This is a genomic window from Bartonella acomydis, assembly GCF_039543025.1.
Classification (GTDB): Bacteria; Pseudomonadota; Alphaproteobacteria; order Rhizobiales; family Rhizobiaceae; genus Bartonella; species Bartonella acomydis.
This window is the reverse complement of record NZ_BAABIY010000020.1, coordinates 93,667-113,632: the sequence shown is the minus strand read 5'-3', so window position 1 is coordinate 113,632 and position 19,966 is coordinate 93,667. Positions and strand designations below refer to the sequence as shown.

Genomic DNA, 19,966 nt, shown 5'->3' with positions numbered 1-19,966 from the left:
TCCATGACAGAATATAACAATAGAAATATTTGTGAGTTGTACTCATATAAAAAATACCACTTACATTTCTAATATTGGACGACGTCTTGCTATGGGATGTCGTTGATATTTTTGAGCAATACGTGTAGTTGCTTCTTCTAGTGGTTCGACCATAACATCCATAGAGGAACCATTTGCATGAATAATATTTTCATGATCCGTCATAATAGCAACATGACCTTTCCAAAAAACCAAATCACCTCGTTGAAGTTTATCACCTTCTGAGAGTGGAATTCCTACAGTTTTTTGTTGCATGTCAGTATCGCGTAAAACCACTTGACCAGCCATTGTCATAGAAAGCTGGACCAGTCCTGAGCAATCAATTCCAAAACTACTAGTTCCACCCCAAAGATAAGGTGTATGAGTCAACATTTCAGCGACCTTAACATAGTCTTTATACACGATTTGGCCAATCGGACTGAGATGACTGCTAATGATTGCACTCCCATTTTCAAGTATAGAATACTTGGTTTCACGGACTTCAACTTCATTAACAACGCTTACCTTACTTCCCATGGACAAAGGATATTCTACTGGTCCACGCAAGTCAGCTTGGAAATATTGAAAAGTACGTGGAGCTGAAACAACATGTGTTTGTTTTACGGTTGATGTGCAAAGTGCTTTTGTGTCAATATAGCCAACATAACCATCTTTGAGAGACTGTCCCCACGACATAGGGCTTTTCTGTTCAAAGATGAGAAGTTCTTCTCCAAATAAGCACTCTGTTTGCATTTCACTTTTTTTATTGTCTTCTTTAAACAATCCAGCGACAGGTACATTAACACGTTTTGTTTCGCCTTGCACAAAGCGCTGTGCTGTAACTTCTTTTTCAAGACGTTTATCTGCTATATCGTCTCTGAATGCATTTAGTCTCCGATCTCTAGAAAACATTTATTTCCCTTTCATTTTATCTTTAAATGGGTTTGCAGTCACCATGTAGGCAGATTTCTCATCTTTAAATAAAAGACAGAACATAACTTTAAAGCAATAAGATGATTCTTCTGAAACCTCAAAATTGTCCATCTTTATGGAAATTTTGTGTTTAATTTTGGTTTTTAAAAAGATTGTAAAGAGCACGAATAGTTTGTGCCGATCCACCAACAGGAAAGCCTGGTTTTTCTTTTGGAATCCAGCCATAGAGATCAAAATGTGCAAAATATTTGGTTTTTTCAACAAAAGAGTTAAGAAATAAAGCAGCAATTATAGAACCAGCAAAGTTATTTCCAGTTATATTGTTCAAGTCAGCGATTGGTGACGATAACGTTTCTAGGTAAGGCTTCCAAAGTGGCATTTGCCAAAGGGGATCACAAACAGAGTGGGCAGACTGAGAAATTTGTTGCGCCCATAGTGAATTATTACAATAAAATGCTGGAAGATCTGGTCCTAATGCTATACGCGCTGCTCCCGTTAAAGTTGCCATACAAAGCATAAATTGTGGACTTTCTTCATCACCATAAGCAAGTGCATCGGCAAGGATAAGTCGCCCTTCAGCATCTGTATTACCAACTTCAACTTTTAAACCTTTACGACTTTGGAGAATATCGCCTGGTCTATAAGCATGAGCAGAAATTGCATTTTCAACAGTTGGTATTAAAACGCGTAGACGAAAAGGTAATTTAGCATCCATGATAAGTTTAGCCAATCCCAAAACATGTGCTCCACCTCCCATATCTTTTTTCATGAGTGACATATTATTGGCTGATTTAATATCAAGGCCTCCAGTATCGAAGGTTACACCTTTACCAACCAATGTTATTTTAGGATGATTTTCTTGGCCCCAGTGCAGTTCAATCAGTCGTGGTGCAGTGCTACTGGCACGTCCTACAGCATGGATCATAGGAAAATTATATGTTAAGAGATCATCACCACAAATACTTTTTATATCAGCACCATAAGCTTTAGCCAATTGCCGTGCTTCTTCCTCGAGAGTATCGGGATTCATATCATTGGCTGGAATATTGATAAGATCACGGACAAAAAAGACAGTTTTATAAATTCTTTGAAGCTCATCAAAATTAACCGTATCGTTAACATAGATTGACAATATTTTAGAGGAAGGGTTTTGGCGATAACGATTAAATTGATAACTTCCAAATGCTAATCCAAGATAAGTATTCATTTCATGGGAAGCTTCTCCTTCTAAATGCCATTGACCAGCAGGAAGTTTTTTAGCGAGAAGCCCTGTGATAAAAGTTTCATCACCATTGCCAAGTCCAAAGAAAACTTTTTTCAAATGCCCTGTTTCATGGGGTATGAAGAGTATTTGTCCTGCTTTGCCAGTGAAATCATGAACTCTCATCCATGCTTTTGTTGAAGCATCAATTGATAAATCAGCAAGACTTTCAGGGTTTACCAAGAATATAGGACAGCTATTATCGAGAGGTTTTTGGCTAAAAAAAATGTGATGTAAATGCTTCATTGTGAAATCCTCATAATCGTCGAAGTGCAACATATTCAACCAAATGGTTTTTCCCTTTGCGTAGAATGAGATTAGACCGTGGTCGTGTTGGCAATATATTTTCTTGTAAATTTTTCAAATTAATTGTTTGCCAGATATTTTCAGCAATTTTTAAGGATTCCTCTTCACGCAGGAGTGCATAACGATGAAAATAAGATTCAGAATTTTGAAAAGCTGTTTTACGCAAACGTTTAAAACGTTCTAAATACCAGTGTCGAATGACTTCTGTTTCAGCATCTACATAAATTGAGAAATCAAAAAAGTCTGAAACAAAAGGAATAATTTTGCCATCTTTAGGAAGATCACTGACTTGCAGGACATTAATACCTTCAATGATTAATATATCAGGGTGGTCAATAGTAATAGTTTGATTTTCTAAAACATCATAAGCCATATGCGAATAAAGTGGAGCACTAACATTGCCAATACCAGCTTTTATAGCAGAAAGAAAACTTAGCAATTTTTTGATATCATAAGAATCTGGGAAACCTTTACGATTCATACGATTTTTTTTCTGTAAAACAGCATTAGGATAGAGAAAACCATCCGTTGTAATTAAATCAACTTTCAAGCTAGATGTCCAACGTTTTAAAAGTTCTTGAAGAATACGAGCGGTAGTTGATTTTCCCACCGCAACAGAGCCAGCAATCCCAATGATAAAAGGCGTTTTTCGCATTCCTTCTTGATGTAAAAATTGTTGACGCTTGTGAAAAAGTCCTTGTACTGCTTCAACATGACATGAGAGTAGACGCGATAAAGAAAGATAAATACGTTGCACTTCTTCAAGATCAATTGGATCATCGATTGAGCGTAAACGTTTAATTTCATCAAAGGTCAAAGTAAGTGGTGTATCTGCACGAAACTCTGACCATTCTTGTGCAGTAAAGATACGATAGGGTGAGTATCGATCAGAAATAGATTTGACCAAATTATCTCTTTGATCAATTTTTGAGAGAATCATATCAATCATTTGTTTTCAATTGAGACCTTTTTGCCGAAGCAATTGATTAAGAATAGAGACATGCAAGCTGTTTTACATGTTTTTATTCTTTGAGATAATAAATAATCTTTCGTTAGCTTATAGTCCATTCATCCCAGTGAGCCTTGATTTGTGTCAATGAGTATCCTTGTGCCAAAAAAGCCCATAAAAGTAAACGCGCTTTTACTGCTGATAAATAACCAGACATAAGAGCACCAGAAGCAATCAAATCGACTTCTGAGCCTTTATAACCATAAGTTGTGCGAGTTGTTGAGCCAGTACAAATACGGCTAGCAATAATAATGGGCATTTTTTGTGTATATTGTCGCACAATATCTGCTTTTTCAAAACTACAATGTCCTGATCCAAAACCAGCAATGACAAGCCCAGCATACTGCCCACTCTCAAGGCAGAATTTAATTAATTCTGTATCAGATGATAAAGAGGAGTATAGGAGAGCAACTTGGTGTTCATAATTTTGGGGAAGATCAAATGTTTTTGGAAAAAAAATTCGATCATTAAAATAAATGAGTTTTCCTTCCAAAAGAGCACCTAAAATACCTGTCATCCCTGATTGAAATGTTTCAATTTTAACAGTATGATTTTTCTGAACCCAATAAGGTGAGTGAATGCTATCGTTAATCACTACGAGAACGCCTCTGTTACGACTTTGTGGATGAGCAGCAACACGTGTTGCTGCTAAAACATTGGCTGGTCCATCAGCACCTGCTTCATGAGGCATACGCATAGCACCAGTTATAACAAGGGGTTCTGCTTTATCCCAATAAAGAGAAAGAAAAAATGCTGTCTCTTCTAGAGTATCAGTCCCTTGAGTTAAAACAATACCTTGTGCACCAGTTTCTATTTGTTTTTTTGCCCATTTTATGATTTCAAAAAGAATTTTAAAAGATAAAGATCCACTAGGCAATTGTGTGAGTGTTTGGGCATGAATATCAGCAACGTTATTTAAGCCAGGAACACTTTTGATAAGGATATCTGAGGTTAATGTCGGTTGCATTTGGTCAAAATCATCAGCAGCCATTGCAATTGTTCCTCCCAATGTCCCGATTGCTATTTTTTTCATCATTTTTCTCTTAGAAGACGCAAATTGTTTAAAAAGCTATTTAACAATAATTTGCATCGATAACAATGCACTCATTTTTTTATTTTAACAAATTGAATTGTGCTAAATCATTGTGTTTTGCAATATATGTTCTTAAATAGGGACAATAATGATTAGATTTTACATTTAATGGAAAGAAATCAATATTAAGAAAAGAAATTAATATTCAAGGAGTTTCCTTATGGCAGAACATAAGCCAGATATAATGTATGGTACTACTATTATTACTGTACGAAAAGGTGGCAAAGTCGTAATAGCCGGTGATGGTCAGGTTTCACTGGGGCAGACGATTATGAAAGGCAATGCACGTAAAGTTCGTCGTCTTGGGAAAGGTGGAGCAGTTATTGCTGGTTTTGCAGGTGCCACAGCAGATGCTTTTACTTTGCTGGAAAGATTAGAAACTAAGCTTGAACAATATCCTGATCAACTTATGCGTGCTTGTGTAGAGCTTGCAAAAGACTGGCGAACAGATCGCTATTTACGTCGTCTTGAGGCAATGATGCTTGTTGCGGATAAAAAAGTAACTTTAGCTTTAACAGGACTTGGTGATGTTTTAGAACCAGAAGATGGGGTTATGGCAATAGGTTCTGGAGGCAATTTTGCTCTTTCAGCTGCGCGGGCACTCATGGATATGGATATTGATGCTGAAACGATTGCCCGTAAAGCTATGGATATTGCCGCTAAAATTTGTGTTTACACCAATGATCATTTTACAATTGAAACATTGGATGCAGAATTATCTTCTTTAGAGAAAGCTATTTGAATGTGTGTTGTATTTTCCCCTCGTGAGACTGTTTCTGAACTTGATCGTTTTATTATTGGTCAAAATGATGCCAAACGTTCTGTTGCTATTGCATTGCGTAATCGTTGGCGTAGACAACAGCTTGATGGCCCTATGCGTGAAGAGGTCATGCCAAAGAATATTTTGATGATAGGACCAACAGGTGTTGGTAAAACAGGTATAGCGCGTCGGTTAGCAAAACTTGCTGGAGCCCCTTTTGTTAAAGTAGAAGCGACTAAATTTACTGAAGTTGGTTACGTGGGGCGCGATGTTGAACAAATTATTCGTGATCTTGTTGAGATTGCCATTTCTCTTGTGCGTGAAAAAAAACGCGAGGAAGTTAAAGTAAAGGCTCACATGAATGCTGAAGAGCGTGTTTTAGATGCGCTTGTTGGCAAGACAGCAAGTCCCGCTACCCGTGATAGTTTTCGCAAAAAATTGCGCGAAGGTGAATTGGATGAAAAAGAGATTGAAATTGAAGTAGCCGATAATAATAGCAATAGTGCTTCAACCTTTGAAATTCCTGGAATGCCTGGTGCACAAATGGGAATTATGAATTTGTCGGATATTTTTGGTAAAATGGGAAGTCGTACAAAGGTCCGCAAAACAACAGTAAAGGATGCTTTTAAGCCTCTTATTGATGATGAATCCGAAAAACTTCTTGACCAAGATCAAATTATTCAAGAAGCACTTCGTGTTACTGAAAATGATGGAATTGTTTTTATCGATGAAATTGATAAAATTGCAACGAGGGATGGTGGGGGAAGCGTTGCTGTTTCGCGTGAAGGTGTCCAACGCGATCTTTTACCATTAGTTGAAGGAACAACAATTGCTACAAAATATGGGCAAATCAAAACAGATCATATTCTTTTTATTGCATCGGGTGCATTTCATGTTGCCAAACCATCTGATTTGTTGCCAGAACTTCAGGGACGTTTGCCCATCCGCGTAGAACTCAATGCTCTTACAAGGGAAGATTTACGTCGTATTCTTACCGAACCTGAAGCAAGTCTCATCAAGCAATATGTTGCTTTAATGGCAACGGAGGAAGTTCATTTAGAAATTACCGATGATGCAATTGATGCTTTGGCAGATATTGCTGTGGATTTAAATGCAAGGATTGAAAATATAGGGGCACGTCGTTTGCAAACGGTAATGGAGCGTGTTTTGGATGAAATTTCTTTTACAGCACCTGATAAAGCTGGCACATCATTTAAAGTTGACGCTGCTTATGTCAGAAAATCAATAGGTGATCTCGCTGCTGATATTGATCTTTCGCGCTTCATTCTTTAAAGTATCATTTGTTTTATCTGCGTGCTTGGATAACTTTGAAACCATGGGCTTTTTCATGTATCAAGACTGTGTGAAAAATGTCTTTTAACAATGTTTCATAAGGCAGGTGGCTATTGGCGACAAGAAGCAGATGTCCACCTAGCTTTAGGCATTTTGCAGCATTTATAATAAAATGTTGTCCTAATGAGACGTCTGTCGTTTGTTGTGTATGAAATGGCGGGTTTGAAATGATTGTATCATAGAGTTCTGTGATTGGTTCATGCATCAGATCATACCAATAAAAATGAATGGGGCAAGAAGTTGTTACGTGTTCAAGGTGTTTTTTGGCTGCTTTCAAAGCATTATAATCGGCTTCATAGAGGTCAAGAGTTGTTAGTTTTTCACTTTTTTCAAGTGCAGTGTAAGAAAGAAAACCCCAACCAGCGCCAAAATCAGCAGTTTTTCCAGAAATAATTTCACACATATGCTGAGCAAGTGCGGCAGATCCAGGATCAATACGACCATGCGAAAACATGCCAGAAGTTGTTTGAAATTTATTTTCAAAAGAGAGTGCTGGTGAGCGTAACTGTGCAATCTTCTGTATGTCTATTTGTTGTGGAACTTGAAGCCAGAATACCAGTCCATGATTTTTAGATAATTTATCGGTGATGGGAATAAATGTTTTGACCCATTTCATCATTGAAGCAGCACCAACAGTTTTATCTCCACCAATAATAATCCATCCACCAGGCTTCACACATTCTAATAAATCAAGGAAACAATTTTGGTTAAAACCACGATATTTGCTCAAGTGTAAAAGTGCACCATCATAGATAAAATTTTTATCTATTTGAGGTGCACAATGAAACTGAGCATTGGCAAATTTTAAAAAATTTGATCGCCACGGCGTTATAACTTTTAAGTTTTTCCTCCACTCTGATCTAGGAATTTCAGTTAACCCAAAACTCAACCATGATTGGCTTGGATTAGGAAAAGGAAGGTTGTGGTTTTCAAAAGGTAAAAACAATAACACATATAGCTCTTTCAAAGAAAAAATGCCATTCTCATATGAGAATGGCATTGTATAACAAGAGAAAAGATTACTCTTCTTTTTTCTTACGACGGCGCTTATTTTCAGATTTGTTTTTTTCATCCATGCACTTGTCTTGTTCTTCTTTTATTGGCCTGTCATTCGTAATTTCTTCACCGGTTTGCTGATCGACAATTTTCATTGATAAGCGAACTTTACCACGTTCATCAAAACCCATGAGTTTTACCCAAACTTTATCACCCTCTTTAACAACATCTGTTGTTTTTGTGACGCGTTCTGAGGCAAGTTGAGAGATATGAACAAGCCCATCACGTGAACCAAAGAAATTTACAAATGCACCGAATTCTGCAGTTTTTACAACTGTCCCTTGGTAGATAGCACCAATTTCAGGCTCATCGACAATAGAGTGGATCCAGCGCTTTGCTGCTTCAATGGTTTTAGCATCAGCGGAAGCAATTTTAATTGTTCCATCATCTTCAATATTGATTTTTGCTCCAGTTTGTTCAACGATTTCTCGAATAACCTTACCACCAGAGCCGATGACATCACGAATTTTATCAACAGCAATATTCATCACTTCAATACGTGGAGAAAACTCGCTGAGTTCAGCTCGTGCACTGGTTAAAGCTTTGCTCATTTCGTGAAGGATATGAATTCGACCACTTTTAGCTTGTTCAAGTGCAATTTTCATAATTTCTTCGGTAATACCATCAATTTTAATATCCATTTGCAAGGCAGTAATACCATTTTCTGTTCCTGCCACTTTAAAATCCATATCCCCAAGATGATCTTCATCTCCTAAAATATCAGATAAAACAGCAAAGCGCTCACCTTCCTTAATTAATCCCATAGCAATACCTGCGATGGGACGTGTCAGAGGAACACCGGCATCCATGAGTGCAAGTGAAGTTCCGCAAACCGTTGCCATGGAAGAGGACCCATTGGATTCAGTAATTTCTGAAACAGCGCGAATAGTATAAGGAAAAGATTCTTTTGTTGGCAGCATAGGGTGGAGAGCACGCCATGCCAATTTTCCATGTCCAATTTCACGGCGACCAGGAGAACCAAGACGCCCTGTTTCACCTACTGAAAATGGTGGGAAATTGTAATGAAGGAGAAATGTTTCTTTATACATACCTGTCAAGGAATCCACATACTGTTCATCTTCACTTGTTCCCAGTGTTGCAATAACCATTGCTTGTGTTTCTCCACGGGTAAAAAGTGCAGATCCATGGGTTCGTGGTAAGAGACCAACTTCTGATTGGATGGGACGTACTGTTGAAAGATCACGTCCATCAATACGTTTTCCTGTATCAAGAATATTTCCGCGAACAATTTTTGCTTGCAACTGTTTAAAAACGTTTGCAATTTGGTCAGCACTAAACTTACAGTTCTCTTCTGTTTCTGATGTAAATTTATTGATGACTTCTGTTTTAAGAGCATCAATTGCAGCGTAACGCTCTTGTTTATCGGTAATTGTATAAGCCTCTCTTATATCCTGTTCGGCCATTTCCAGCATAGTTTTTTCGAGATCAGAGAGATCTTCAGGGACGAAATCACGTGGATCTTTTGCGGCGACTTCAGCAAGTTTTATAATGGCATCAAGAACAGGCTGCAAACCTTTGTGCCCAAACATAACGGCACCCAACATGATATCTTCCGGTAACTCTTGTGCTTCTGATTCAACCATCAACACAGCACTCTCTGTTCCGGCAACAACAAGATCAAGTTTTGATTCAGGCATCTCATCGATATGAGGGTTGAGAACATATTGTCCGTTACAGTAGCCAACACGAGCACCAGCAATAGGGCCCATGAAAGGAACGCCTGAGAGAGTCAATGCAGCAGAAGCTGCAATCATTGCAAGGATATCGGGATTATTTTCAAGATCATGCTGTATAACGGAAACGATAACTTGTGTATCATTTTTATAGCCGTCAGCAAAAAGGGGACGAATTGGACGATCAATCAAACGTGAAATCAAAGTTTCATTTTCAGTTGGTCGGCTTTCACGTTTTAAATAACCCCCTGGTATTCTACCAACAGCATATGATTTTTCTTGATAATTAACTGTAAGCGGAAAAAAATCTTGGTCTGGTTTTGAATTTTTTGCCGATACAACGGTTGCTAAGACAATGGTTTCTCCATAGGTGGCGATAACTGCACCATCAGCTTGACGTGCTATTTTTCCTGTTTCAATTGTGAGTGGCCGACCAGCCCATTCAATTTCTATCTTGTGCGTTTTGAACATTTTTTATCCTTAATAACCAGTGTTCACATCTTTGAGTGCTTACATTCTGGTTTTGCATAGCAGATTTTAAAACCATGGGCAGGATAACAAGACATTACAGTTTTTTCGCGAGAAGAGAAAAATAAATTACAATTTAAACGCGAACCAACTAGCAATCCTGCTTCATACTAGCAATCCTGCTTCATAATGGTTCCTCATCAGTTTTTAACAACAGTAAAAAATGGGTGGATTTCGTAGAAAAACCACCCACCTATTTTTTCTAGCGACGCAAACCTAATTTCTTGATAAGTGTTTGATAACGGTTTTGATCAACTCCTTTAAGATAATCAAGAAGACGACGGCGTTGAGAGACCATCTTTAAAAGACCACGACGGGAATGGTTATCCTTTTTGTGTGATTTAAAATGGTTCGTTAAATTAGAAATACGTTCAGAAAGTACAGCAACCTGTACTTCTGGTGATCCTGTATCACCAACTTTATTTGCATATTCTGCGATAAGAGCTTGTTTACGTTCAGCTGTAATCGACATCGTATTATCCTTTCAAAAAACAAAACACCAAAAGCCACCCATAGCCGAGATGTCGTTCAGCAAGGGCCTTTGAAAAAACAAGAAGAGTTTAAAACTCTTACCTATATTGACATTTATATAGGAAAGGAGGTTAAAATGCTAGCCCTTAAAAGCACTTTGAAGACCTTCTTTAAAAAGATGATTTTGTTTTGAAATATTGCTTGTTAACTGAGAGAGATAAAAAGTTTTTAAAGGATTATGCATTTTTTTGATACAAAGATTACTGCGTCACAGAGTTTGTGTATGACAATAAACGCGATAAATACCGATTTGGAGGCAAAAGGTGCAAAGCATTTCAACATTCAAACTTTTTCGTAATTCGGTATTTCGAAATTTGTGGTCATCCACTCTGATTTCTAATTTAGGAGGACTCATACAGGCTGTTGGAGCAGGGTGGTTAATGGCGTTGATTAGTTCTTCGCATTCCATGGTTGGACTTGTTCAAAGTGCGACAACTTTACCACTTGTTGTATTCTCTCTCATGGCAGGAGCATTAGCTGACAATTTTAATCGCCGCCAAATTATGTTGTGCGCGCAGATTATGATGATGGTTATATCCATGAGTTTGGCTATTTTATCCTATATGAGCTTTCTAACACCTTCACTGTTATTATGCTTCACATTTTTAATTGGCTGTGGAACAGCCTTTTATAATCCTTCTTGGCAGGCGACAATAGGAGATATTGTGAGCAGAGAAAATATTCCTGCTGCTGTGAGTTTGAACAGTGTTGGTTTTAATCTGATGCGTAGTGTAGGACCTGCTATTGGTGGTGCTGTCATTGCAACGTTAGGTGCAGCCGCTGCTTTTTTGTTTAATGCGATAAGTTACATTCCCTTAATTGGTGCTTTGTTTTTTTGGAAACCAAACTATGAAAACAACACTTTGCCACGAGAAAGACTTTTAGGAGCTGTCTCAGATGGTTTGCGTTATGTTGCGATGTCACCTAATCTTATCAGTATTATGGTAAGAGCGTTTATTTTTGGTATTGGAGCGATTTCAATTTTGGCTCTTTTGCCAATTGTTGTGCATAATATCCTTAGAGGAAGTGCGCTTCTTTACGGTACATTACTCGGTTGTTTTGGTTTTGGAGCCATGATAGCAGGTATAATTAATTCATCCGTACGAAGTTATTTTCGTTTAGAGACAATTATTGCAAGCGCATTTATTGGCTTTGCTGTTTCTTGCTTTTGTTTGGCAATGAGCCGCTCACTTATTATAAGCCATATTGCCTTATTTCCTGCCGGCTTATGTTGGGTTTTAGCATTATCGCTGTTTAATACATCTGTACAGCTTTCTACACCACGTTGGGTTGTGGCACGTGCTTTAGCGCTTTATCAAACGGCCTCATATGGAGGGATGGCTGTTGGAAGTGCAATTTGGGGTGCTTTAGCTGATGGTTATTCTCCGACTGTTGCTTTGAGTATTTGTTCTCTCTTCTTGGTTTTTGGAGCCTTGGCGGGGATAAAGTTTAGAATTCAAGAAATTCCCCAGATAGATTTGGATCCGCTTGATCATTTCAGAGAACCAGAACTTTTACTAGACCTAAAAGCAAGGAGTGGCCCGATCATGATTATGATCGATTATCAAATTCATGAAAATGATCTTGAAGAATTTCTCAAAGTCATGACACGTCGTCGCCATATTCGTTTACGTGATGGAGCTCGCCAATGGGTTCTCTTACGCGATCTTGAAAGACCCCAATATTGGACAGAAGCATATCATATGCCAACATGGATCGATTATTTACGCCATAATCACCGTCGCATAAAAGCAGATGCAGAGGTAAATAAACTTCTGCGTCACTTAAATTGTGCGCCTAACGGTATAAGAGTACACCGCATGATTGAACGACAAACAATACCACAAGCAGATGAAATGATTTTAAAGTCTTCTGCTGATCAATTACCTTGATTATAAGGGGACGAAAACAGTTTTCTCACAGTCTATTCAATGTATGCAATATCATTATTTTATGGATAAATTTGTTTATATGAACAAAATAATAGCAATTATAGAGATTAATGAACACTTTATACTACTGGTAAATTGTGGGCAGATTTATTTTAAACAAATAATGAAAAATTACAAATATTGCAATTTGTTTAAGCTAAAGCCTGTTTTTCTATTCCACAACAATTTCTTAACATGATAGTATGTATCCATATATCCAATAATGATTAAAGAGACAATTTAAAATAAAAAAGTAGTCTTTATTCTTTATTATGCAAGCAAGAATTAGACTTTCGAACACATAACAGATTTCAGATTTTCGATACAAATTATTGTAAAAGGCTAAGTATAAGATAATGAAAAGGGTTATCTTCTTTTTATTGATATGAGAAAAACCTTTTTACAAAAGATTGTTATAAGAAAGAATAAATCAAATTGTGAAAATCCGTTTTGGTTTGAATAGGCTTTTGTTAAGGCTACCTATAGAAAGAAGTTGCCCTTTATAAAAAACACAGACCTCATCTTCATAAAGAGATGCATTGTGATTACAAAGAGGCACTGGAGTGCCCATCATAATCCGCTGTGCTTGGGGTTCACTAAGAGTGTAATGAGGGAGACAATTCAGAGCAGCCCCTGTCTCCATTAAAAGTGCATCGAGGGTTGAAAAGTTTCTTTTGGAAGAAGTATTATTTTCATTTTTTATATTTTTACTCAATTCTGCTGCTTTTAGCATGTTCCATGTGATGAGATCATTTTCACAAAACGGTGCTACTGCAATACGTCTTAAATCAGCTATATGCCCATAGCACTTAAGATCACGTCCCATATCACGTGCCAGGGAGCGCACATAGGTCCCCTTTCCGCAGGTTATTTCAAAGACAGAATATTCTCTGGTCGGATTTTCTATTAATTTAAAGGTTTCTATTTCCACTTGACGCGGTGGAATTTCAACAATTTCACCTTCACGGGCTAAATCATAGGCACGATTACCAGAAATTTTAATTGCCGAAAACTGCGGAGGTGTTTGCAGAATAACACCTGTATATTGAGGGAGAAGGGCAAGAATCTCTTCTTTTGTTGGACGTTTGGGAGATGTCTTAATTACTTCTCCTTCTAGATCATCTGTTGATCGTTCTTCACCCCACGCTATGTGAAAACGATAGGTTTTTGTACCTTGCATCACGTAAGAAACGGTTTTAGTTGCCTCACCCAATGCAATGGGGAGGAGACCAGAAGCAAGAGGATCCAGTGTACCCGCATGCCCTGCTTTTTGTGCATGAAAGAGCCATTTGATTTTTGAAACAGCTTCTGTCGATCTCATTCCCTTTGGTTTATCAAATATAACCCAGCCAGAAACAGAACGGCCTTTTTTTTTACATTGCCGTACCATGCTTTTAATCCTCAAATTCATCATTATCATTCTGTTGAAGATCACGTGCTACCTCAGGTAAGCGGAGCAGGGCATCAATTTTTGAAAAATTATCAAAACTGCTATCAAGTCGAAAACGCAGTTCAGGCATATATTTCATCTGACGCAACGCATGACTGATTTCTCTACGGATAAAACGGCTATGTTTATTGAGGATGTCAACGATATCAACATGAGATGCATTCTCAACAGTGCTGAGAGGAGAAATAAAGCAGGTAGCAATTTTTAAATCTGGTGACATGCGTACTTCAGAAACTGAAACCACCATATTTTTCAAGAGATCTTCAAGGAGAACACCGCGCTGTAATATATGTGCTACTGCATGGCGCACTTGTTCTCCTACTCTGAGTTGCCGTTGTGATGGCCCTGCATTTTTCATCAAAATCTTTATCCTTATTACACTCTCTTTTTTGACCATCTTAAAAGATTAAGGAAAAACAGAGGCGTTTCATAGAAATCCAATAACGTTCCTCATTTTTTGATTGAGCAAAGTCATTGGATGATTTCATAATGTGCGATTAATATGTTCGATACGGAAGGTTTCAATCATATCTCCTGCGCGTATATCTTCATAGTTTTCGAAGGCTATACCGCATTCTTGACCACTTTGTACTTCATTGACTTCATCTTTGAAGCGTTTGAGTGTTTTCAGTTTTCCTTCATGAATGACAATATTATCACGGATAAGGCGAACACCAGCTCCCCGTTCTATTTTACCTTCTGTAACGCGACAACCCGCAACTTTTCCGATTTTTGTAATGTTAAAGACTTCTAAAATTTCAGCATTACCAAGGAAAGTTTCGCGCTGTTCTGGTGAAAGCAATCCTGACATGGCAGCTTTTATATCGTCAACAAGATCATAAATGATATTATAATAGCGAATTTCAATGCCTTGCGTTTTAGCAGAATCACGTGCCTGTTTGTTAGCACGAACATTAAAGCCAATCACAGCTGAGTTAGAAGCTTCCGCAAGAGAAATATCACTTTCAGTGATACCTCCAGCACCAGAATGCACAATGCGTGCACGCACCTCTTCATTTCCGAGTTTTTCTAATGCTGAAGCGATTGCTTCGATTGATCCCTGTACATCTCCTTTAATAATAAGAGGAAATTCTTTAATGCCAGTGGTTTGCAATTTTGTCATCATTTGTTCAAGAGAACCACGAGAACCAGTTTGTCGAGCGACAGCTTTATCACGTGCTAATCGCTGGCGATATTCAGCAATCTCGCGTGCTTTTGCTTCATGACTAACAACAGCAAAACGATCACCCGCTTGTGGTGTTCCCTGCATACCTAAAATTTCAATAGGTGTAGAAGGAACCGCTTCTTTGACGTGACGACCATAGTCATCGATCAAAGCACGCACGCGCCCCCATTCATTACCGGCAACAATAATATCAGAAGGATGCAATGTACCTTTTTGCACAAGAACTGTTGCAACAGAGCCACGACCACGATCCAATTTGGCCTCAATAACAACACCCTCTGCTGTTCGTTGAGGATCTGCTTTGAGATCGAGCATTTCAGCTTGAAGGAGAATAGCTTCGAGAAGTTTATCAAGATTTTGGCCAGTTTTAGCAGAAACTTCAACGTCCAAAGTCTCACCACCCATTGTTTCAACAAAGACTTCATGCTGTAAAAGTTCTGTACGCACTTTTTGAGCATTCGCAGCTGGTTTATCAATTTTATTAATAGCAACAATAATAGGTACGCCAGCAGCTTTGGCATGATTGATTGATTCAATCGTCTGCGGCATGACACTATCATCAGCTGCGACAACGAGGACGGCAATATCGGTAACACGAGCACCACGAGCACGCATAGCTGTGAAGGCAGCGTGTCCGGGTGTGTCAATAAAGGTAATTTTTTGACCATTTTGTTCTACTTGATAAGCGCCAATATGCTGCGTAATACCACCTGCTTCACCAGAAACAACATTGGCTTTTCGAATAGCATCAAGAAGAGAAGTTTTTCCATGGTCGACATGGCCCATAATCGTTACAACGGGTGGACGAGAACGCATTTTTTGAGGATTATCAGCAATATTAAAAATACCTTCTTCCACATCAGATTCTAAAATACGTTTGACAGTATGACCAAATTCAACAGCGATAAGTTCAGCAACATCTGCATCGATAACATCGCCAGGTTTCATCATTTGTCCCTGTTTCATTAAAAATTTAATAACATCAACGGAACGCTCAGTCATACGCTGTGCGAGTTCTTGAATTGTAATGGTTTCAGGAAGAACAACTTCGCGAGAAATTTTTTCTCTTGGTTCTTGGTTTTGTGCTCGTTTAAATTTCTCCTGCCTGCGACGCATCGCAGCCATTGAGCGTCCACGTGCACTCCCTTCTTCGTCTAAAGCACTATTGAGAGTGAGTTTTCCACGACGTCGTTCATCTGCTCCTTTTACGACCTTTGGTGCACGAACTTCTGATTTCACGGGGTTAGTACGTCGACTATGTCGATCTTCTTCTTTATTTTCATCTGCTTTACGTTTTTCAACCACAGTTGTATTTTTAGGCGCAATAGGAATGTCTATCGGTTCTATAATAGAGGGTGTGGAGTTAAGAGGTGGTGTCTCTACCGGCGGTTTTTCTTCTTCTTGATATATTTCTGTTTCTTGAATTGACTGCTGCAAACTTTCTTCACGCTCTTTTGCACGTCTTGCTTCTTCTTCAGCTTGTTCACGGATTATTTTTTCTTGGATATGTGCTTCTTCTAATGCACGAAGCCTCGCTTCCATTTCAGTAGATGAGAGATTACTCTTCGCGACAGGTTTGCTCGGTTTTTCTTCTTCATATCGCGGCTTAGAGCGTTGAGAAGCTACATGCGGTTTCGTAATCGGCTGTTGTATTTCAGTTTTTTCTTCAGGTCGTGTAATTTTACGCCGTTTGGTTTCGACAACCACAGCCTTTGTACGGCCATGGCTAAAATTTTGTTTAACCGTACTCATTTCTAGGACCGACCGCTTGAGGGTTAGGGTCCTTTTGACTGTTATTTTGTCGTTATTCTTTTCACTCATTGTACTTCCTTCACGGTTTGAACCGTCATCTCACCAGACTTGCTGTACTTTTCATCACGATAGACGAGTAGTTTATGTATCGTTTTGAGAAACACTTCGGCAGCTTTAATATCTAATAAGGCTGCATGCATAACAGGATTAGCACCAAAAGCCACCCGCATTTCATTACTTGTAAATAAAGATATGGTTTTTATATTCCGATTTGTTTGTTGTTGTACTGTATGAATAGCTTGTGCAATTTTTCGTTTCCCATCTTCTCTAGTTTCTTTAGCATGAAGTACGAGAATAACCTGACCAGAGCGGATAGCAGCATCAACTTTTGTTGCTCCCATAACAACGGCACCTGCTTTTTTCGCCATAGAAAGGCTTGCAAGAGCAGATTTTATTAAAAGTGTATCAACAATATGTGCAAGATTTGGTGCAACCTCAACTTCTTTTTTAAAACTTTTATGAAAAGCTTTCTGTTTAATGGCTTTCTCAATGATAGAATGATGAGCAGAAACCCAAACACCACGTCCTGGTAAGTTGGCTTTAAGATCGGGGACAATTTGATTATTGGGACCAATAACAAAACGGATCAGCGTTTTTGCTGAAGCGTTTTTTCTGGTCACAATGCAAGTCCGTTCATTCATTTAAAGTTCATCCACGTTCAAATTATCGATGTTTTCATCTTTTGCAAAGTTTTCATTCTCAGCGAGAATTTCTTTTTTAACAAGATCAGCTTCGTTTATCCAGCCTGCTTGCACACGTGCCGCTAAAACCATCGCTTCTGCATCAGCACGTGTAATATCAAATGGAGTTAGGATGCCAGCAAAATTTTGTGTTTGACCTTCTTTACGTTCTCTCCAACCAGCCAAATCATCGACTGCGTAGCCAGCAAAGTCTTCTATTGTCTTTACACCATCTTCGCCAATCGCAACTAACATAGCACTTGTCATACCAGGCAGTGCTCGCAATTCGTCGCTAACACCGAGTTTTTTGCGCTTTTCATCAAGTTCTTTTTCTTTATGTTCGAGATATTCGCGCGCACGGTTTTGGATTTCAGCAGCAGTTTCCTGATCAAAACCATCAATAGAGGCAATTTCTTCAAGATCAATATAGGCAATTTCTTCAATAGAAGAAAAACCCTCTGATGCCATAACCTGCCCAATCATTTCGTCAACATCTAAAGATTCCATAAAAAGTTTACTACGTTCAGTAAATTCTTTTTGACGATTTTCAGATTCTTCCTTTTCCGTTAAAATATCAATATTCCATCCTGTTAATTGCGAGGCTAAACGAACATTTTGTCCACGCCGTCCAATAGCAAGGCTAAGTTGGTCATCAGGCACAATGACTTCAATGCGTTCTGCATCTTCGTCAAGTACAACTTTTGAAACTTCAGCAGGTTGTAGCGCATTAACGATAAACGTTGCTGCATCAGGGGACCAAGGAATAATATCAATTTTTTCACCTTGTAGTTCTGCGACCACAGCTTGTACACGGCTTCCTCGCATTCCCACACACGCTCCAACAGGATCAATGGAACCATCGCGTGAGATAACAGCAATTTTAGCACGTGAACCTGGATCACGGGCAACGGATTTAATTTCTATAATACCATCATAGATTTCCGGTACTTCCATGGTAAACAATTTTACCATAAATTGAGGATGTGTGCGCGAAAGGAAAATTTGCGGACCACGCGATTCACGGTGCACATCGTTGACAAAGGCACGGATACGATCTCCATAACGGAAAGATTCACGGGGAATTAATTCATCACGACGCACGATAGCTTCACCCCGTCCTAGATCAACAATAACATTGCCATATTCCACACGTTTCACGGTACCAGAAATAATTTCACCAATTTTATTTTTAAATTCCTCATATTGTTGTTCACGTTCTGCATCGCGTACCTTTTGTACTATAACCTGTTTAGCAGATTGTGCTGCGATACGCCCAAAATCCATAGGAGGTAAAAGATCAGCAAAAAAATCACCAATTTTTGCATCTGTTTGACGTTTAAGTGCATCGGACAAAGCTATTTCACTTGTATAATCTTCAACGACATCAACAATTTTGAGTAGGCGTTGTAGTTTAATTTCACCTGTTTTGGAATTGATTTCAGCACGGATATTGGTTTCTTGACCATAACGAGAACGTGCTGCTTTCTGAATAGCATCAGCCATTGCAGAAATAACAATTTCACGGTCAATTGACTTTTCACGTGCAACAGCTTCTGCAATTTGCAGAATTTCAAGCCTGTTAGCGCTTGTAGCCATCAATTTTCTCCTTCTTTGTGCCACACAAGGGGCATTTCCCAGTGATATTAATTTTTGTAATTTTACGTCTGTTTTGAGATATGAGGATGATCTTCGGGAATGAATTGTGGATTTAAATCTTTATTTTTTTTCAATGCATCGCGAATAAGTTCATCTGTTAGCACCAAATGCGCATTTATGATATCACAAAAGGGGATAGAGATATACATAGCTTCTCCATAAGCAGCTTTATCAGTGTTTAAAGTAAATCCATTTTGCGTGATATTTTTAAGTATTCCACGAAATTTACGGCGGCCATCAATTGTTATTTTGGTTTCAATCTTTGCAAGATGTCCTTGCCAGTGAAAAAAGTCAGATTTCCTTACCAGAGGACGATCAATCCCAGGTGATGAAATTTCTAAATGATATTTGCGTTCGATAACATTTTGCACATCAAGAAGAGGCGAAACAGTTCTACTAATGGTTTCGCAATCTTCTACGGTCATAGAGCCATCAGCACGTTCTACCATAATTTGAAGTGTTAAACCATTTAAACCAAGCAACTTTACGCGAACCAAACGAAAACCTAAAGGCTTAAGCAATGGTGTGATAAGAACCCCAATGCGCGCTTCGATACCATCTTCTTCAAACAGACGTGGTTCATCAAGATCGCTTATTTTTTCAGTTTCGTTCATACATTTTATCCAAGTCATTTTCACTAGTTTATGACATTAAAAAAGAGCGGGTCCAATGTCCCACTCTTCATCATAAGACCAAGAATTTCAATATT

The 19,966-nt window shown here is 38.5% G+C and carries 16 protein-coding genes; 3 read left to right on the top strand and 13 right to left on the bottom strand.

Annotated elements, in window-relative coordinates; all coding sequences use genetic code 11:
* Positions 1-60 precede the first annotated feature (60 nt).
* From ABD909_RS04795 to ABD909_RS04780, 4 genes are all read right to left on the bottom strand, one after another.
* Positions 61-930, bottom strand: a complete 870-nt coding sequence (locus ABD909_RS04795) for a C40 family peptidase (protein WP_345096827.1) — start codon at positions 928-930, stop codon at positions 61-63.
* 151 nt (positions 931-1,081) lie between these two features.
* A complete protein-coding gene (locus tag ABD909_RS04790) occupies positions 1,082-2,458 on the bottom strand; it encodes a leucyl aminopeptidase family protein (RefSeq protein ID WP_345096826.1) in 1,377 nt (458 codons plus the stop codon).
* Positions 2,459-2,468: 10 nt separating this feature from the next.
* Entirely contained in the window at positions 2,469-3,413 is a 945-nt protein-coding gene (coaA, locus tag ABD909_RS04785; RefSeq protein ID WP_345096882.1) for a type I pantothenate kinase, read from the bottom strand.
* 157 nt (positions 3,414-3,570) lie between these two features.
* Positions 3,571-4,560, bottom strand: a complete 990-nt coding sequence (locus tag ABD909_RS04780; protein ID WP_345096881.1) for an asparaginase — start codon at positions 4,558-4,560, stop codon at positions 3,571-3,573.
* A gap of 220 nt (positions 4,561-4,780) precedes the next feature.
* Between ABD909_RS04780 and hslV the strand changes: the two genes are divergently transcribed.
* Together hslV and hslU are read left to right on the top strand one after the other, a co-directional pair.
* Positions 4,781-5,362, top strand: coding sequence for an ATP-dependent protease subunit HslV (gene hslV / locus ABD909_RS04775; RefSeq protein ID WP_345096825.1), 582 nt, complete (start codon positions 4,781-4,783; stop codon positions 5,360-5,362).
* Positions 5,363-6,673, top strand: a complete 1,311-nt coding sequence (gene hslU / locus ABD909_RS04770) for an ATP-dependent protease ATPase subunit HslU (RefSeq protein WP_345096823.1) — start codon at positions 5,363-5,365, stop codon at positions 6,671-6,673.
* A 13-nt stretch (positions 6,674-6,686) separates the two neighbouring features.
* Here the strand turns inward: hslU and ABD909_RS04765 are convergent, their stop codons facing one another.
* The 3 genes from ABD909_RS04765 to rpsO all read right to left on the bottom strand — a co-directional run bounded on the left by ABD909_RS04765 (position 6,687) and on the right by rpsO (position 10,483).
* Positions 6,687-7,685 carry a class I SAM-dependent methyltransferase gene (locus tag ABD909_RS04765; RefSeq protein ID WP_345096821.1) on the bottom strand — a complete coding sequence of 333 codons (999 nt, stop codon included), beginning with the start codon at positions 7,683-7,685 and terminating at the stop codon, positions 6,687-6,689.
* 67 nt (positions 7,686-7,752) lie between these two features.
* Positions 7,753-9,954 carry a polyribonucleotide nucleotidyltransferase gene (gene pnp, locus ABD909_RS04760; protein WP_345096820.1) on the bottom strand — a complete coding sequence of 734 codons (2,202 nt, stop codon included), beginning with the start codon at positions 9,952-9,954 and terminating at the stop codon, positions 7,753-7,755.
* Positions 9,955-10,213: 259 nt separating this feature from the next.
* Complete coding sequence (gene rpsO, locus ABD909_RS04755; RefSeq protein ID WP_006589006.1) at positions 10,214-10,483, bottom strand: 30S ribosomal protein S15; 270 nt, start codon at positions 10,481-10,483, stop codon at positions 10,214-10,216.
* Positions 10,484-10,805: 322 nt separating this feature from the next.
* Here rpsO and ABD909_RS04750 point away from each other — a divergent pair, with 322 nt between their 5' ends.
* Positions 10,806-12,434, top strand: a complete 1,629-nt coding sequence (locus ABD909_RS04750) for an MFS transporter (protein ID WP_345096818.1) — start codon at positions 10,806-10,808, stop codon at positions 12,432-12,434.
* A gap of 469 nt (positions 12,435-12,903) precedes the next feature.
* Here the strand turns inward: ABD909_RS04750 and truB are convergent, their stop codons facing one another.
* From truB to rimP, 6 genes are all read right to left on the bottom strand, one after another.
* Entirely contained in the window at positions 12,904-13,863 is a 960-nt protein-coding gene (gene truB, locus ABD909_RS04745; RefSeq protein ID WP_345096817.1) for a tRNA pseudouridine(55) synthase TruB, read from the bottom strand.
* Between the two features lie 4 nt (positions 13,864-13,867).
* The gene (gene rbfA / locus ABD909_RS04740) at positions 13,868-14,281 is read right to left on the bottom strand and encodes a 30S ribosome-binding factor RbfA (RefSeq protein ID WP_345096816.1); all 414 of its coding nucleotides are present in this window, start codon (positions 14,279-14,281) and stop codon (positions 13,868-13,870) included.
* A 126-nt stretch (positions 14,282-14,407) separates the two neighbouring features.
* A complete protein-coding gene (infB, locus tag ABD909_RS04735) occupies positions 14,408-16,930 on the bottom strand; it encodes a translation initiation factor IF-2 (RefSeq protein ID WP_345096815.1) in 2,523 nt (840 codons plus the stop codon).
* On the bottom strand, positions 16,927-17,562 hold the full coding sequence (locus ABD909_RS04730; protein WP_345096814.1) for an RNA-binding protein: 636 nt from the start codon (positions 17,560-17,562) through the stop codon (positions 16,927-16,929). The genes infB and ABD909_RS04730 overlap by 4 nt, the downstream gene beginning before the upstream one ends.
* Entirely contained in the window at positions 17,563-19,197 is a 1,635-nt protein-coding gene (nusA, locus tag ABD909_RS04725; protein WP_345096813.1) for a transcription termination factor NusA, read from the bottom strand.
* Positions 19,198-19,259: 62 nt separating this feature from the next.
* Positions 19,260-19,871, bottom strand: coding sequence for a ribosome maturation factor RimP (gene rimP / locus ABD909_RS04720; RefSeq protein ID WP_345096812.1), 612 nt, complete (start codon positions 19,869-19,871; stop codon positions 19,260-19,262).
* Positions 19,872-19,966 lie beyond the last annotated feature (95 nt).

What these genes read in the sequence shown, in the direction of transcription:
- ABD909_RS04795 (WP_345096827.1), bottom strand. Translation starts at nt 930, where the DNA reads ATGTTTTCTAGAGATCGGAGACTAAATGCATTCAGAGACGATATAGCA.
- ABD909_RS04790 (WP_345096826.1), bottom strand. Translation starts at nt 2,458, where the DNA reads ATGAAGCATTTACATCACATTTTTTTTAGCCAAAAACCTCTCGATAAT.
- ABD909_RS04780 (WP_345096881.1), bottom strand. Translation starts at nt 4,560, where the DNA reads ATGAAAAAAATAGCAATCGGGACATTGGGAGGAACAATTGCAATGGCT.
- hslV (WP_345096825.1), top strand. Translation starts at nt 4,781, where the DNA reads ATGGCAGAACATAAGCCAGATATAATGTATGGTACTACTATTATTACT.
- hslU (WP_345096823.1), top strand. Translation starts at nt 5,363, where the DNA reads ATGTGTGTTGTATTTTCCCCTCGTGAGACTGTTTCTGAACTTGATCGT.
- pnp (WP_345096820.1), bottom strand. Translation starts at nt 9,954, where the DNA reads ATGTTCAAAACGCACAAGATAGAAATTGAATGGGCTGGTCGGCCACTC.
- rpsO (WP_006589006.1), bottom strand. Translation starts at nt 10,483, where the DNA reads ATGTCGATTACAGCTGAACGTAAACAAGCTCTTATCGCAGAATATGCA.
- truB (WP_345096817.1), bottom strand. Translation starts at nt 13,863, where the DNA reads ATGGTACGGCAATGTAAAAAAAAAGGCCGTTCTGTTTCTGGCTGGGTT.
- rbfA (WP_345096816.1), bottom strand. Translation starts at nt 14,281, where the DNA reads ATGAAAAATGCAGGGCCATCACAACGGCAACTCAGAGTAGGAGAACAA.
- infB (WP_345096815.1), bottom strand. Translation starts at nt 16,930, where the DNA reads ATGAGTGAAAAGAATAACGACAAAATAACAGTCAAAAGGACCCTAACC.
- ABD909_RS04730 (WP_345096814.1), bottom strand. Translation starts at nt 17,562, where the DNA reads ATGAATGAACGGACTTGCATTGTGACCAGAAAAAACGCTTCAGCAAAA.
- nusA (WP_345096813.1), bottom strand. Translation starts at nt 19,197, where the DNA reads ATGGCTACAAGCGCTAACAGGCTTGAAATTCTGCAAATTGCAGAAGCT.
- rimP (WP_345096812.1), bottom strand. Translation starts at nt 19,871, where the DNA reads ATGAACGAAACTGAAAAAATAAGCGATCTTGATGAACCACGTCTGTTT.